Annotated in this window: 17 protein-coding genes; 12 read left to right on the top strand and 5 right to left on the bottom strand. The window is 71.2% G+C overall.

Annotated features, from left to right (window positions below; all coding sequences use genetic code 11):
• Positions 1–260: 260 nt before the first annotated feature.
• The 4 genes from GT007_RS21005 to GT007_RS20990 all read right to left on the bottom strand — a co-directional run bounded on the left by GT007_RS21005 (position 261) and on the right by GT007_RS20990 (position 3,582).
• Positions 261–1,205: an MYG1 family protein gene (locus GT007_RS21005; protein ID WP_160123630.1), complete on the bottom strand. Its 945-nt coding sequence runs from the start codon at positions 1,203–1,205 to the stop codon at positions 261–263.
• A gap of 103 nt (positions 1,206–1,308) precedes the next feature.
• Positions 1,309–2,217, bottom strand: a complete 909-nt coding sequence (locus GT007_RS21000) for an acetamidase/formamidase family protein (RefSeq protein WP_160123629.1) — start codon at positions 2,215–2,217, stop codon at positions 1,309–1,311.
• 64 nt (positions 2,218–2,281) lie between these two features.
• A complete protein-coding gene (locus GT007_RS20995; protein WP_160123628.1) occupies positions 2,282–2,545 on the bottom strand; it encodes a DksA/TraR family C4-type zinc finger protein in 264 nt (87 codons plus the stop codon).
• A gap of 47 nt (positions 2,546–2,592) precedes the next feature.
• Complete coding sequence (locus tag GT007_RS20990) at positions 2,593–3,582, bottom strand: Bug family tripartite tricarboxylate transporter substrate binding protein (RefSeq protein WP_160123627.1); 990 nt, start codon at positions 3,580–3,582, stop codon at positions 2,593–2,595.
• 184 nt (positions 3,583–3,766) lie between these two features.
• Here GT007_RS20990 and GT007_RS20985 point away from each other — a divergent pair, with 184 nt between their 5' ends.
• Positions 3,767–5,323 (top strand): hypothetical protein, encoded by a 1,557-nt coding sequence (locus tag GT007_RS20985; RefSeq protein ID WP_160123626.1) that lies wholly within the window; start codon positions 3,767–3,769, stop codon positions 5,321–5,323.
• Between the two features lie 18 nt (positions 5,324–5,341).
• Here GT007_RS20985 and GT007_RS20980 read toward each other — a convergent pair whose 3' ends face one another.
• Positions 5,342–5,728 carry a dihydroneopterin aldolase gene (locus GT007_RS20980; protein ID WP_160123625.1) on the bottom strand — a complete coding sequence of 129 codons (387 nt, stop codon included), beginning with the start codon at positions 5,726–5,728 and terminating at the stop codon, positions 5,342–5,344.
• Positions 5,729–5,847: 119 nt separating this feature from the next.
• Here GT007_RS20980 and GT007_RS20975 point away from each other — a divergent pair, with 119 nt between their 5' ends.
• The 11 genes from GT007_RS20975 (at position 5,848) to dnaQ (ending at position 14,746) form a co-directional block, all read left to right on the top strand.
• A complete protein-coding gene (locus GT007_RS20975; RefSeq protein WP_160123624.1) occupies positions 5,848–6,627 on the top strand; it encodes an SDR family oxidoreductase in 780 nt (259 codons plus the stop codon).
• The gene (gene folB, locus GT007_RS20970; protein WP_160123623.1) at positions 6,624–7,016 is read left to right on the top strand and encodes a dihydroneopterin aldolase; all 393 of its coding nucleotides are present in this window, start codon (positions 6,624–6,626) and stop codon (positions 7,014–7,016) included. Before GT007_RS20975 ends, folB begins: the two co-directional genes overlap by 4 nt.
• 322 nt (positions 7,017–7,338) lie before the next feature.
• Entirely contained in the window at positions 7,339–9,225 is a 1,887-nt protein-coding gene (uvrC, locus tag GT007_RS20965) for an excinuclease ABC subunit UvrC (protein ID WP_160123622.1), read from the top strand.
• A gap of 71 nt (positions 9,226–9,296) precedes the next feature.
• Entirely contained in the window at positions 9,297–9,893 is a 597-nt protein-coding gene (gene pgsA / locus GT007_RS20960; RefSeq protein WP_160123631.1) for a CDP-diacylglycerol--glycerol-3-phosphate 3-phosphatidyltransferase, read from the top strand.
• Positions 9,894–9,934: 41 nt separating this feature from the next.
• Entirely contained in the window at positions 9,935–10,594 is a 660-nt protein-coding gene (locus GT007_RS20955) for a hypothetical protein (protein ID WP_160123621.1), read from the top strand.
• A gap of 4 nt (positions 10,595–10,598) precedes the next feature.
• A complete protein-coding gene (gene moaD, locus GT007_RS20950; protein ID WP_160123620.1) occupies positions 10,599–10,850 on the top strand; it encodes a molybdopterin converting factor subunit 1 in 252 nt (83 codons plus the stop codon).
• A gap of 1 nt (position 10,851) precedes the next feature.
• Entirely contained in the window at positions 10,852–11,295 is a 444-nt protein-coding gene (locus GT007_RS20945) for a molybdenum cofactor biosynthesis protein MoaE (RefSeq protein ID WP_160123619.1), read from the top strand.
• Positions 11,289–12,617, top strand: a complete 1,329-nt coding sequence (locus GT007_RS20940) for a hypothetical protein (protein WP_160123618.1) — start codon at positions 11,289–11,291, stop codon at positions 12,615–12,617. The genes GT007_RS20945 and GT007_RS20940 overlap by 7 nt, the downstream gene beginning before the upstream one ends.
• Positions 12,618–12,648: 31 nt before the next feature.
• Positions 12,649–13,488: a shikimate dehydrogenase gene (locus tag GT007_RS20935; RefSeq protein ID WP_160123617.1), complete on the top strand. Its 840-nt coding sequence runs from the start codon at positions 12,649–12,651 to the stop codon at positions 13,486–13,488.
• Positions 13,485–14,072, top strand: a complete 588-nt coding sequence (coaE, locus tag GT007_RS20930) for a dephospho-CoA kinase (protein WP_160123616.1) — start codon at positions 13,485–13,487, stop codon at positions 14,070–14,072. The genes GT007_RS20935 and coaE overlap by 4 nt, the downstream gene beginning before the upstream one ends.
• Positions 14,069–14,746, top strand: coding sequence for a DNA polymerase III subunit epsilon (dnaQ, locus tag GT007_RS20925; protein WP_160123615.1), 678 nt, complete (start codon positions 14,069–14,071; stop codon positions 14,744–14,746). The genes coaE and dnaQ overlap by 4 nt, the downstream gene beginning before the upstream one ends.
• Positions 14,747–14,873: the final 127 nt, after the last annotated feature.

Raw genomic sequence — 14,873 nt, 5'->3', positions numbered from 1 at the left:
CTTGCCCAGGCAATGCGGCGACATCTTCGCCCATTGCTCGTCACTCAAAACCAAACGCTGCGTCATCCAAAGCGTGAATCATAAACACACGTCACCAGGAAAGATCTAAATCTCAACAAGCCCTAATGAAAATGGCACCTAGCCTGGCAAGGTAAGGCGCCAATCTGATGGGTTCCAAGGGCCTTTCGGCCTTTGGCGGGGAGCCGAGGGGCAGAGCCCCTCGGTGGGGGTTCGGGGGCAAAGCCCCTGAGCAGCCCTCCCTAAACCCCAGCCAGCGCCTTGCGCGCCATTTCCAGCGCGCCTTCGCGTGATTTCGCGGCGCCCACGAAGCGGCGCAGGTGCACGAACACCGCATCCGGCACGCCGCTGACGGCGGCCAGTGCTTCCGCGTCCAGCCCTGCCCAGGCTTCCGGCAGCGGCAGGCGCTGCGCGAAGGAGCCGGGCTCCGGCGGCACCGTATCCACCATCCAATTGCCGTTGGAGGCCGGGGAGACCCCGAACAGCACCGGCAGGTCGTGGGTGAACACCACGTTCTTCCAGGGCATGCCGCGGTCCAGCACCAGCAGGCGCGGGTCCTCGCTCGCCGCGTGGGCGGCCAGCACGATGGCCTCGGCGGCCAGGCGGGCGCGCAGGTTCTCCACCCGGCGGCGCAGCACATCCAGCGCAAGGGCGGCGGCCTCCTGGAAAGCCGTGTCGCCCGCTGTGGGGCCATTGGCGGCCGGGTGGTCCCAGGTGGGGTTGCAGTCGCCGATCAGCGCGGCCAGGCCCAGCGCGTCCCGCCGCACCGGGCCGTCGGCCGCCACGCCATTGTCGTTCTCGTCGATGCTGCGCACGATCGTGTTGTCCAGCTCGGCCGCGATGGCGGGGGCGAAGGCCTCGGCCCCCGACTGCCGCAGCAGGGCGGCCACCGCGCGTTCCCCATACACCTGCCAGACCAGCCCGGCGGAGGAGAAGGGCGTGCCATCCGCGCGCAGGGGCGCGCCGCGCTGGTGGTGGTCGAACCGGTTCGCGGCGGCGTCGAAGGTGAAGCCCACATCCCAGACGATGGCGGCGCTGTCGATCAGCTCCTGCTTGCGGGTGCGCAGCAGGATGTGGTCCTGCCCCGCCGTGCTCAGGCCGAGCGCCAGGCGCAGCACGGCATAGGCGAAGACCTCGTCGCAGTGGAACTTGCCGCTGTGGGTGGCGAGGATGGGGAGCGAGGTCATGCGAGGGTCCGATGCGACGTGAGGCTTGGGGGCTGCCTAGCCGGGTGGGGCTTGGGCGTCCATGGCGCTCCGAGAGGGGCTTTGCCCCCCCCCTCGTGTCCCATCACCCCTTGGTCAGCCACTTCTTGGCCACCCGGCACGCCACCGTGAAGGCCGGGTTGAACACATTGCCCACATCATAGCGCACTACCTGCCCCAGCAGATGGCTCGCGGAGCGCGCATCCAGACCGTAATCCTCGCCCAGCCAGCGCACCATTTCCGTGGTGGCGTGCTGCAGCGCCTGGTCCAGCGGGCGGGCGTTGCCGACGGTGAAGATATCCTCCGCCGTCTCCCCGCGCGGCCAGGCGATGGTGCGCTTCAGCACCTGGAAGCTGACCTGCATCTCGAAGGAGGTCTCGATGCCGGTGCCCACGATCTCGCCATCGCCCTGGCAGGCGTGGCCGTCGCCCAGATAGAACAGCGCGCCGGGAACCGAGACGGGGAACCAGGCCGTCGTGCCCGGCGCGAACAGGCGGTAGTCCATGTTGCCGCCATTCTGGGCGCTGGTGGCGGTGGACAGCGCCTGCCCGCCCGCGGGCGCCACGCCGAAGCAGCCGATCATGGGCTCGATGGCGGGGGCGAAGCCCTCCAGCCCCGGCGCGGGTTGCTGCAAACGCACCACGCCGGCGGGGCTGTCGATCTCCCACACATGGCGCTCCCGCGCGGGCTGGGCGGCGAAGGCCGGCGGGTCCAGCACGGTGGGGGCGAGGGGGGAGTAGGTCCAGCCGGTGGCGCGGCTGGGCGTCAGGCGCTCGATCCGCACGGCCAGAGTGTCGCCGGGCTCCGCGCCCTCGATGAAGAAGGGGCCGGTCATGGGGTTGGGACGGCTGGCGACGGCCACCTCATGCGCGTCCAGGCCCGAGGCGTCGATGGTGTCGGTGATCAGCGTGTCGCCATCGGCGAGGCGCAGGCAGGGCTCGGCGGTGCCGATGGTGTTGAAATAGCGGGTGGGGCGGAAGCGGTGGGTGGCCATGGGGTTCCTCGGGGCGGCTGCCCGGCCACGCTAGGAACCCCCTCCCAAGGGGTCAATGGCCGCGCTATTTCAGCTGGCTGTCCTTGCTGCCCCGGCGGTTGATGCCGAAGCTGGCCGGGCGGCTGTCGCGCGCCGACTGGCAGGCGATGCAGGTGCGCACCCCGGGCAGCGCGCGGCGGCGCGCCTCCGGGATCTCCTCATCGCATTCCTCGCAGTGGGTTGCGGCCTCGCCGGCCGGGATCATCGCGCGGGCGCGCAACACGCCGTCCGTCACGGTGTCGTCGATCTGGTCCTGTACCGCCCCGTCCGGGGCCCATCCGCTCGCCATCGCCGCTGTCCGGGTTGCCGGCGCATCATATGGGAGGGGGCGGGCCCTCAGTCCAGCGCGATCCGGGCTTCCCGCGCGATGGACTGCCAGCGCGTGGCGCTCGCGGCCACCCAGCTGTCGTTCTCGGCGCGCGGCACGGCCAGGGGCTCCACGAAGGCGGTGCGCAGGCGTTCGGCGGTCTGCGCCGTGCGGCTCTTTTCCAGCGCCTCGGTCAGGCGGGCCACGATGTTGGCCGGCGTGCGCCTGGGCACCGCCAGGTTGAACCAGATGCCGAGGTCGTAGCCGGGCAGCCCCGCCTCGGCCATGGTCGGCACCTCCGGCAGGGCGCTGGCGCGGGTGGTGGTGGTCACGGCCAGCGGGCGCAGCGCCCCGGAGCGGATCTGCGCGGTGGAGGTGGCGGTGGTGTCGAAGCCGAAATCCACCTCCTTCGCCAGCATCGCCGCCACCAGCGGCGAGGAACCGCGATAGGGCACATGGGTCGCCTCGATCCCGGCCATGCGCAGGAACACCGTGGCCGAGAGGTGGGAGGAGGAGCCATTGCCGACCGAGCCATAGGTCAGCGGGCGGCGCCGGGCCTCGGCGATGAAGCCGCGCAGGTCCGTGGCCTCCACCCGGCCGGGGATGACGGAGAGGATGTTGGCGACCTCCCCGATCGTGCCGAGGCTCGTGAAGTCGCGCACCGCGTCCACGCCGGAATTGGTGTAGAGCACGGGGTTCACGCCGAACAGCGCGGTGGTGCCGAACAGGATGGTGTGGCCGTCGGCCTCGGCCTGGGCGGCGGCGACGGTGCCGATATTGCCCCCGGCGCCGGCGCGGTTCTCCACGATCACGGGCTGGCCCAGCTCGCGCGTCATCGGGTCCGCGATGATGCGGCCCACGATGTCGTTCACGCCCCCGGGCGGATAGGTGACGATGAGGCGGATCGGGCGGCTCGGGTGCCATTCTTGGGCCTGGGCCTGGGCCTGGGCCTGCACGGCGGGGGCGGCCAGCAGGGTGCCGAAACCGGCCATGGCGGCGCGGCGCTTGGTGATGATCATGGACGTTTCCTTTGTTGGCACTATGGGTAACGCGCGCCGCGGGCCGGGGCAACCGCTTGCATGGGCGCCGCGTTGGGCCGTGGTGCGCCGCGTGGGAACGCGCCGTACCGAAGTGTTTCCGCGGTCATCCGCCGCCGGCCATCCGATATCGCCGGGCGGGGGGATGATCTAATGCAGGGCCCGGATGTTCCTTTTCGCGCAGCGCCTCCTCCTTCCGATCCTGTTGCTGATCTCCTGGGCGGGGGCCGCGCGTGCGCAGCCGCCCCGTGACGACCCGCGCCTGCCGGGTGCCTCCGCCCAGGTGGCGCGCTGCGAGGCCAGCGCGGCCCAGCTGGGCCAGGCCCAGGCGCGGGAGCTGAACCTGGCCTTCGCCCGCCTGGCCCCCTTCGCCGAGGAAGTGCTGGCCCGCCACCGGGTGGAGACCTCGATCAGCCGGGGCGGGCGGGAATTCCACCTGCGCCTGCTGCTGCGCGACCTGCGGGACATGCCCACCCCGGACGGCAACCCCCGCACCACCTATTTGCCTGAAGTGGACGCGGCGGCGGTGATGCAGGACCGCCGCTCCGGCATTCCGGCCCTGTGGCGGGTGGATGAGGCGACGGTGCGCGCCGCCGACCGCGCCTATGACATCCGCGTGCCCGAAAGCCCCGACACGGCACCCCGCCTGCTGGACCTGCCGGACGCCGCCCGGCTGGAGGATTACGAGATCATCGGCCTGCACGCCGATCTCTACAGCGGTTTCGCCGCGCTGGCCCTGCAGGCGCGCCCCGGCCTGCCGCGCCACCGCATCTATGCCATCGCCGGCACCCATGTGTTCGAGCACGTGGATTTCCGCGGCTGGGCCTCGGGCCTCACCTTCGCGCGGGCGCAATATACCTCCGCCGCCGCGCTGCGGATGATCGCGGAGGCGGCCGATTATGCCGCCGCCCCCGATGGCGGGGAGGTGTTCCTGACCGGGCAGAGCCAGGGCGGGCTGGCCAGCCAGGGGGTGGGCTTCTTGTTGCAGAGCTACCTCGACGCGTGGGCCGCGCCGCACCGGCTGGTCCATGTCGTCTCCTGGGGCGCGACCGGCGCCACGGAGGCGCTGGCGCGGCTGATGCGCCAGCAGCGCCAGGGCATGGGGCTGACCCAGGCGCCGCCGCTGGAACGCCACTGGGCCGCGACCGACCCCGGCCACGCGGCGGCCGGGCAGGTGCGCCAGGCCATCGCCGCCCAATGGGCCCGGGTGCCCCCGGGGCAGGAGGAAGCCCATGTCGCCCAGGTCGCCGCGCGCATGCGCGTGGTGGCCTATTTCTTCGAGATCGACCTGTTCGCCCGCGCCGGCACCTTCCCCGGCACCGCCTTCGCCTTTCCCACCGCCCTGATGCTGCCCGACACTTGCGAACCCCTGGTGCTGGAGGTTGTCACCGGCGGCGAGGGCGGCCGTTTCGGCGTGCGCCTGGAATCGCACTTCCTGCGCGGCTACCGCCGCGCGGTGGAGCGCGGCGCCCTGGCCCTGGCCCGCCCCGCGCGCCCGGCGAAATGGGAATGGGCCATGCGCATGCTGCCGCCGCTGGAAGCCCTGGGCGATTTCTGGTTGCAGAACATCTTCTTCGACGGCGAGGCCACCAGCCCCGCCCATTGGCGCGACTGCCAGCGGACCGGCCGGTGGACGACCATGCACAACGCCCTGTGCCGCGCCGACTACTGGCAAGGCTGCGCCCGCAACGCGGCGGAGCCGTTCTGGTGCCTGGCGCGGTAGGCGGGGGCGGACCCCCTCTCACCCCGGCCGGCGCCGGAACAGTTCGATGCCGGCGCCTTCGGACTCGGCGAAGATCTGGCGTTTCATGATGCGGATGCGGGCCGCGCCCACGCGGCTGTCGCGGAAGGCCTCGGTCAGGGCTTCCTCGGCCAGGGTTTCCAGGTATTCGACATGGCCGCGGCCGTTCCAGCTTTTCACCAGGCGGCGGATCGGGTCGTAGTCCACGATGCCTTCGGCGCTGGCCTGCACGGCGGCGACGGGCACGTACATCTCCACATCCACCGACAGCAGGTTGGGGCGTTCGGGGTGGCGTTCCCACGGGTGGATGCCCACGGCCACTTCCACCGTGATGCCGGTGACGCGAGAGGCGACGTAGCCTTCGGGAAAGAGGGTCGTGGCCTCCATGTGTGGTTCCTTCTACGGGGCTGGCGCGTGCTGCGCCTGCGATATAGGACCGCGCGGCGGGGCCGGCCAAGCCAGTGCGGCGGGGCGAGTGGGGCAGGGCAGTGCGAAAGGCGCGTGGCATGCAGACAGATTGGGGCCCGGTTCCGGGCAATGTGCTGGTCACCGGGGCGGGCCGGCGGATCGGGGCGGCCATCGCGCGGCACCTGGCGGCTGAGGGCTGGGGCGTGGTGCTGCATTATCGCGATTCGGCCGCGGAGGCCGAGGCGCTGGCCGCCAGCCTGCCGCGCGCCTGGACCATCCAGGCCGACCTGGCCGATGCCGCCGCCGCCGCCGCCCTGCCGGCGCGCGCCGCCGCCCTGGCCGGCGGGCTGGGCGCGCTGGTGAACAATGCCAGCCTGTTCGAATACGACCAGCCGGGCGCGTTCTCGCCCGAGGCCTTCCAGCGCCACATGGCGGTGAACCTGCTGGCCCCCGCCCTGCTGGTGAAAGGCTTCGCCGAGGCCCTGCCGGAGGGCGCCGAGGGCGCGGTGGTGAACATGCTGGACAACCGGCTGTTCGCGCCCAACCCCGACTATTTCACCTATGCGCTGTCCAAATACGGGCTGCTGGGGATGACGGAGATGCATGCCCTGGCCTACGCCCCGCGCATTCGCGTGAATGGCGTGGCCCCCGCGATCGTGCTGGTCTCGGGCGACCAGACGGACGAGAATTTCCGCTGCGCGCATATCAACAACCCGCTGCAACGGGGCGTGGAGCCCCAGGACGTGGCGGAGGCCGTGGCCTATCTGCTGCGGGCCCGCAGCACGACCGGAGAGGTGATGGTGGTGGATTCGGGCCAGAGGTTGCGCCGGCGGGGCCGGGATGTGGCGTTTCCGGTGGCGGGGGGGCTGCTGGCATGATCGACGCGCCGAGTGCCCATCGCCGCACCCGCCTGGTGTTCGTGCGCGGGCTGGAGCTGACGGCCCGGCTGGGCATTCATCCCCATGAAAAGGCATCGCCCCAGACCATCGTCGTGGGGGTGGAGCTGGAGGTGTACGACGAGAGCGCGCCCGAGGGCATCGGCCCCGACGCGCTGGAGCGGGTGGTGGATTACCAGGCGGTGGTGCACGCCGCGCGCGGGGTGGTCGCCACCGGCCATGTGCTGCTGGTGGAGACCCTGGCCGAGACCATCGCGGCCGCCGCCCTGCAGGACCCGCGCGTGGCCGTGGCCCGCGTGACGATCGAGAAGCCGGACGCCTTTCCGGACGTGCGCAGCGTGGGCGTTGTCATCGAACGGACAAGGGCTTGAAAAATCACAGGCGCGGGGCTTGACCGAGTCCGCAATTCGTCCACTGCGCGGCCGGCTGCTTCAAGCCCGGGGTGAAATCAAGGGGTTTGTGTAACATGGAACGCCCTTCACAATTCTACCTTGGGTAAAAATTGATGTAAATCAACAGGTTAACACCTGCGCCCAAAAAGTGGGCAGTAACAAAGGAATGGCGGATGGCCGCCATTTTCGCGGCTCCCTCCAAAAATATCCCACAGGGTTATCCACAGAAACCGTGGAGAACTCACACCCCGTCTCGCAAACCCTTGAGCCGCCTGCAAAGCCCCGCCACATGACGGACCCGATGCCCGACAGCACCCCCCCGGACGAAACGCCAGAGCAGACCGCGCCCGTCATGCAGGGCCTTGCGGTGCTGGAGGCGGCGCTGCCCACCCTGCCGCTCTCGCCTGGCGTGTACCGCATGCTCGATGCGCGCGGAGAGGCGCTCTATGTCGGCAAGGCGCGGGCGCTGCGCCGGCGCGTGACCACCTACACCCAGGTCGCCCGCCTGCCGGAACGGCTGCGGCGGATGGTGTTCGAGACCCGGCGGCTGGAAATCATCACCACGGCCAGCGAGGCCGAGGCGCTGCTGCTCGAAGCCAACCTGATCAAGAAGCTGCGGCCGCGCTTCAACATCGTGCTCAGGGACGACAAATCCTATCCCTGGCTGATGCTGAGCGAGGACCACCCCTTTCCCCAGATCGCCAAGCACCGGGGGGAGCGGCGGAAGGGTGCCGCCTATTTCGGCCCCTTCGCCAGCGCCTGGGCGGTGAACCAGACCATCACGGCGCTGCAGCGCGTGTTCCTGCTGCGCACCTGCCGCGACACGGTGTTCGACAGCCGCGACCGCCCCTGCCTGCTGTTCCAGATCAAGCGCTGCTCCGCCCCCTGCGTGGAGCGCGTGAGCCGCGAGGAGTACGGGGAGCTGGTGCGCGAGGCCAAGCAGTTCCTGGCGGGCGAGACCCCCTCCATCCAGAAGCGCCTGGCCGCCGAGATGGAACAGGCCGCCGAGGCGCTGGAATTCGAGCGCGCGGCGTCCTTGCGCGACCGCATCCGGGGCCTGACGCACATCCAGGGCAGCAGCCGCATCAACATGGAAGGGGTGGGCGATGCCGATGTCGTCGCCCTGCACATGGCCGCGGGGCAGAGCTGCGTGCAGGTGTTCTTCTTCCGGGGCGGACGCAACAACGGCAACCGGCCCTATTTCCTCAGCCACGCCAAGGCGGACATCACGCCGGAGGAGGTGATGGGCAGCTTCCTGGGCCAGCTGTATGAGGACCTGCCCCCGCCGCCCCTGGTGCTGCTGAGCCACGAGCCGCCCGAGGCCCCCCTGCTGGCCGAGGCGCTGGGCATCAAGGCCGGCCGGAAGGTCGAGCTGCACCGCCCCCAGCGCGGCGACAAGCGCGCGGCTGTCGAACACGCCGAGACCAACGCGCGGGAGGCGCTGGAGCGCCGCCTGGCCGAATCGACCGCCCAGGGCGCGCTGCTGGAAGGGGTGGCGGCGCTGTTCGGCCTGCCGGACACCCCCAGCCGCATCGAGGTCTATGACAACAGCCACATCCAGGGTGCCAACGCCTATGGCGCCATGATCGTGGCGGGGGCCGGCGGCTTCATGAAATCGGCCTATCGCAAATTCTCCATCCGCGACGCCAAGGGCGGCGATGACTTCGCCATGATGCGGGAGATGCTGGAACGCCGCTTCGCCCGCGCGCTGAAGGAAGACCCCACCCGCGCGGGCGAATCCTGGCCCGACCTGCTGCTGATCGACGGCGGCGCGGGGCAGCTTTCGTCCGTGCGGTCGGTGATGGCGGAGCTGGGGGTGGACGATATCCCCGTGGTCGCCGTGGCCAAGGGCGTGGACCGCGACGCCGGGCGCGAATGGTTCCACATGGACGGGCGCGAGGCCTTCCAGCTGCCTCCGCGCGACCCGGTGCTGTACTACCTGCAGCGGCTGCGCGACGAGGCCCACCGCTTCGTGATCACCACCCACCGCGCCGGCCGGTCCAAGGCGCTGGTCAAAAGCGAGCTGGATGAGGTGCCCGGCGTGGGCGCCCTGGTGAAGCGCAAGCTGCTGAACCATTTCGGCTCCGCGCGCGGGGTGCGCAATGCGGGGCTGGAGGATCTGGTGAACTGCCCCGGCATCGGCCAGGGGCTGGCCAAACGCATCTTCGAGCACTTCCACCCCGCCTGAGGGGCGCGCGTCGTTTCATATTCGTGCCGTGCCGGGTGGTGGGTGCCGCGATGCTGCGCTATTGCGGTGGGGTGCTGTTGAGCCTGCCCAACCTTCTGACCATGTCGCGCATCGTGGCGATCCCGCTGCTGGTGCTGCTGGTGCTGTTGCGCGCCCCCTGGGCGGACCTGGCGGCCTGCGCGGTGTTCGCGGCCGCCGGCATCACCGACTATTACGATGGCAAGATCGCGCGGGACCGCGGCATCATCTCCGGCTTCGGGGTGATGCTGGACCCGATCGCGGACAAGCTGCTGGTCGGTGCCTCGCTGATGGTGCTGGTGGGCTGCGACCGCCTGCCGGACCGCGCGCTGATCGCGGCCATCGTGATCATGCTGCGGGAGATTTTGGTCTCCGGCCTCCGGGAATACCTGGCCGGGCTGCGGGTGCGGATGCCGGTCACGCGGCTGGCCAAGTGGAAGACCGGCTTCCAGATGGGCGCGCTGGGCGTGCTGCTGGCGGGCGACAGCGGGGCGGCCGTGATCGGCCTCGGCATGCTGCCGATCTCCATGATCGGGGAGGCGATGCTGTGGGTGGCGGCGGCGCTGACGCTGATCACCGGATGGGATTATTGGGTGTCGGGCTTGCGCCACGCCGCGGCCGACACAGATCGTCATCGCAACCGGCCTTGAGCTTCCGCCCTGGGCGACACATTCTTGCAAGGATTGGCAGCATGAGGCCCGAGATGACGCGCAACCGCACGCTGAACAGCATGGCTCCTTTGGCGCTGACTCTGGCCCTGGCCCTTTCGGCCTGCGCCCCGGCCGACCGCGTGATCGGCGGCGCGCTGGATGGCATGGCCAGTTTCGGTGGCCGCGTCGGCGCGCCCTGGGGCGGGTCCAGCGCCGCCAACGTGGCGCCCGAAAGCCTGACGGTGCAGCGCGTCCGCCAGGGCGGCGGCGCCGGCGGCAATGAGGCGCTGCACGAGGAGGAGGGCAATGTGTGGCCCGCCGCCGAGGGCCCCCGCGCCACCCTGGCCAACCCCGATGAGGCGCTGCGCGGCATCCCCAGCTATCGGCCGGAGGGCGGCACCGCCCCCGTGCAGGTGCCCCAGCGCCGCCCCGGCAGCGGCGCCGCGCTGGAAACCCTTCCGGGCCAGCCCGCCCCCGCCCCGCAGGCCAGCGTGCCCGGCGCGCCGGAATACCGCCGCCCGCCCGCTTCCTCCACGCTGAACACGGCCTCGGGCCCGGTGGTGACCGCGCCGGTCACCCCGCGCATCAGCACGGGCACCGGCCCCGCTGGCCAGGGCTCGGTCGTGTTCCAGGACGGCAATGTCCGTGTGATCCAGCGCCCCGGTGAGCCGGCGGAGCAGGTGATCACGCCCCCGCGCTGATCCGATGAAGCTGCTCTATTTCGCCTGGGTGCGGCAAAAGGTGGGGGTGGCGGAGGAAAAGCTCTCGCCCCCGGCGGAGGTGCGCGATGTGGCCGGGCTGATGGCGTGGCTCGCCACCCGCAGCCCGGGCCATGCCGATGCCTTCGCCAACCCGCGCCAGATCCGCGCCGCCGTGAACCAGGATTTCGCGGGCCCCACGGCCCTGGTGGCCGCGAATGACGAGGTGGCGTTCTTCCCCCCCGTGACCGGCGGCTGAGATGCTGACCGTGCGCGTGCAGGAAGCCGCGTTCGACCCGGCCGCCGAAAGCGCCGCGCTGGCGGCCGGCCGCCAGGATGTGGGCGGCATCGCCAGCTTTACCGGCATCTGCCGCGCCGATGACGGTCTGGCCGCCATGGTGCTGGAACACTACCCCGGCATGACCGAGCGCGCGCTGGAGGACATCGCCCGCCAGGCCATGCGGCGCTGGCCGCTGACCGGCTGCACCGTCATCCACCGCTATGGCCGCATGCTGCCGGGCGCGCCCATCGTGCTGGTGCTGACGGCCAGTGCCCACCGCGCGGCGGCGCTGGAATCCTGCGCCTTCCTGATCGACTGGCTGAAGACCAGCGCGCCCTTCTGGAAGCGCGAGGAATTCGCCGACGGCACCGAGCGTTGGGTCGAGGCCAAGGCCGAGGACGAGGCCGCCGCCGCGCGATGGTGATTGTCCTCGGCGCGCTGCTGCTGATCTGGCCGGCGCTGCTGAATGGCTATCCCATCCTGTTCAGCGATACCGGCGCCTTCATGGCGCAGACCATCCTGCCGCTGATGGTGTGGGACAAACCCTATCTGTATGGGCCGTTCCTGCATCTGTTCCACTGGCGCGTCAGCCTGTGGGGGCCGCTGCTGGCGCAGGCGCTGATCGTCTCGCACCTGCTGTGGCTGGCGGGGCGGGCGGTGTGGCCGGGCGCCGGCTGGCGGGCGCATGCGGGGCTGTGCGCGGTGTTGGCGGCGGGCACCAGCCTGCCCTGGGTGGTGTCGCTGCTGATGCCTGACATCTTCGCGCCGGTGCTGGTGCTGTGCCTGTTCCTGCTGGGCTTCACCCAGCCGCGCGGCTGGCTGCTGGCGTGGCTGACGCTGCTGGGCGGCTTCGCGGCGGCGGTGCACCTGGCGCATCTGCCGCTGGCGGCGGCGCTGATCCTGCTGGTGGCGCTGACGGCGCGGCGGTGGGGGGCGGTGCTGCGGGTGGCGGCGCCGCTGGGGGTCGCCCTGCTGGCGCTGCTGGGCACCAATCTGGCGGGGCATGGGCGGCTGGCCATCTCGCCCTATGGCAGTGTCTTCGCGCTGGCGCGGCTGGTGGCCGATGGCCCGGCGGCGCGGGTGATCGAGCAGGAATGCGCGGCCGGCCGGCCCCTGCACCTGTGCCCCTGGGTGGGGCGCCTGCCCACCGATTCGGACAATTTCCTCTGGAGCGCGGAGGGCCCGGTCTGGGCCCCGCGCACGGATGGCGCGCAGCCCGGCGGGCCGATCTCCCTGGCGCCGGAGGCCAGCGACATCGTGGCCCTGACCATCCGGCGCTACCCGCTGGAGGTGGCGGCGCTCGCGGCCCGCAACGCGCTGGCGCAGATGGCCTTGAGCCGGGTGGGGGATGCGCTGATCCCCGATTATCTGGACGTGACGGTGGGGCTGCGCCTGCGCCAGGGCGAATTCCCGGCGGCCGAGCAGCGGCGCTTCCGCGATTCGCTGCAATTCGATGGCCGGCTGCCTGAGGTGGCGGCGCGGCTGACCTGGCCGCAGCCCTGGCTGGTGCTGCTGGCCGTGCCCTTCGCCCTGCTGGGCTGGTGGCGCGCGCATATGGCCGGGGACCGGGTGCGGCTGGGGCTGGTGCTGTGCGTGCTGGTGGGCATCACGGCCAATGCGGCCATCACCGGGGCGCTCTCGATGCCGCATCATCGCTATCAGGCGCGGGTGATCTGGCTGTTGCCGCTGGCCGCCATTCTGGGCTGGCGCTCGCCGCGCCCGGGGCGGGAGGTCCACCCCGGTTGACCGGCCCGCCGCGCCGGGTTCACTTGCGCGCATGGGACGCATCACTGGCAAGGCCCGGGTCGCCGGCGTATTCGGCTGGCCCGTGGGCCATTCTCGCAGCCCCTTGCTGCACAATCACTGGCTGGACCGCCACGGCATCGATGGCGCCTATATCCCGCTGCCCACCCCGCCCGAGGATTTCGCGGCGGCCGTGCGCGGGGTGATGGCGGCCGGATTCGCGGGCGCCAACGTGACCATCCCGCACAAGGAGGCCGCCTTCGCCCTGTGCGACGAGCGCGACGCGGCCGCCGAGCGCGCGGGGGCGGTGAACACGCTGGTGTTCCGCGATGGCCGTATCCTGGGCAGCAACACCGACGGCTATGGCTTCATGGAGAACCTGCGCGCCCACGCGCCCGGCTGGCGCCCCGGGGCCGGCCCCGCGGTGCTTCTGGGTGCCGGCGGCGCCGCGCGCGCCATCGCCGCCGCCCTGCTGGATGCCGGCGTGCCGGAGCTGGTGCTGGTGAACCGCACCGCCGCCCGGGCCCAGGCCCTGGCCGATGCGTTGGGCGGGCCCGTCAGCGTGGCCACAGAGGCCCCGCTTTCCGGCGCCGCCCTGCTGGTGAACACCACCAGCCTGGGCATGACGGGCCAGCCGCCGCTGGACATCGACCTGACGCCGCTGCCCGCCCATGCGGTGGTGGCGGATGCCGTCTATGTGCCGCTGGAAACCGCGCTGATCACGGCCGCCCGCGCGCGCGGGCTGGCGGTGGTGCCGGGCCTGGGCATGCTGCTGCACCAGGCCCGCCCGGGCTTCCGCGCCTGGTTCGGCGCCGACCCCGTGGTGGATGCGGCGCTGGAAGCGGCGGTCGCCGGGGATATCCCCGCCCGATGAAGGTGCTGGGCCTGACGGGCGGCATCGGCATGGGCAAATCCACCGCCAGCCGCAGCTTCCGCCGCCGAGGCGTGCGGGTGTTCGACGCCGACGCCGCCGTGCACGCGCTGCAGGCCAAGGGCGGCCGCGCGGTGCCGCCCATCGCCGCGGCCTTCCCCGAGGCGGTGCGCGACGGCGCCGTGCACCGCGAATCCCTGCGCCGCGCCGTGCTGGGCCGGCCCGACGCGCTGAAGGTGCTGGAGCGCATCATCCACCCGCTGGTCCGGCAGGAGCAGCGGCGCTTCCTGGCCCGCGCCCGGCGCGACCGTCAGCGCCTGGTGGTGCTGGACATCCCGCTGCTGTTCGAAACCCGGCGCGGCCATGAATTCGACGCGGTGGTGGTGGTCTCGGCCCCCGCCGCCATCCAGCGCTGGCGCGTGCTGCGCCGCCCGGGCATGACGGAGGAACGCTTCCGCGCCATCCTGGCCCGCCAGACCCCGGACGCCGAGAAGCGCCGCCGCGCCGATGTGGTGATCGAGACCGGCACCAGCCGCCACCTCACCGACCGCGCCATCCGTAAACTGGTCAGGGAGATGCGCGCATGACACGCGAGATCGTGCTGGATACCGAAACCACCGGCATCGAGACCCGCGAGGGCCACCGCGTGATCGAGATCGCGGCGATCGAGCTGGTGAACCTGCTGCCCACCGGCCGGCACTATCACACGCTGATCAACCCGCAGCGGGACATCCCGCCGGACGCCACGCGCATCCATGGCTTCAGCAACGCCGATGTGGAAAACGCCCCGCTGTTCGCGGATATCGTGGACCCCTGGCTGGAGTTCATGGGCGACGCGCCCATCATCGCCCACAACGCGCCCTTCGACTTCGGCCATCTGGACGCGGAGCTGAAGCGCCTGAACCGCCCGCCGCTGGACCCCGGGCGGATGATCGACAGCCTGGCCCTGGCCAAGAAGCGCTTCCCCGGCATGCCCAACAGCCTGGACGCTCTGTGCCGGCGCTTCGACGTGGACCTGTCCGAACGCACGACCCACAACGCGCTGCTGGACGTGAAGCTGCTGGCGCAGGTCTATCTGGAACTGCGCGGCGGCCGCCAGCCGGGCCTGACCCTGATGAGCAACGGCGCCACCGAAGTGCTGGTGACGGAAGAACGCAAGGAACGCTCGCTGCTGCCCATCATGGTGCCGCCGGAACGCGAGGAAGCGCACAAGGCGTTTCTGGGGAAGCTGAAGAACCCGCTCTGGCTGCGAGAGGAGTAGGGGGCTTTGCCCCCTGTTCAGACTGGAGAGATGTTTGACAGGTGTACGGAGACATCCCTGACGGTTTTGAGATGGGGTGTTTCGTCCCTGAGGTCGAGTGTGGCGAGAGGAAATCGCGAGAAGAACA

Origin of the sequence: Rhodovarius lipocyclicus (genome assembly GCF_009900765.1) — a bacterium.
GTDB classification, from domain to species: Bacteria; Pseudomonadota; Alphaproteobacteria; order Acetobacterales; family Acetobacteraceae; genus Rhodovarius; species Rhodovarius lipocyclicus.
The sequence above is the reverse complement of the archived record's forward strand: the minus strand, read 5'-3'. Positions and strand labels throughout refer to the sequence as shown.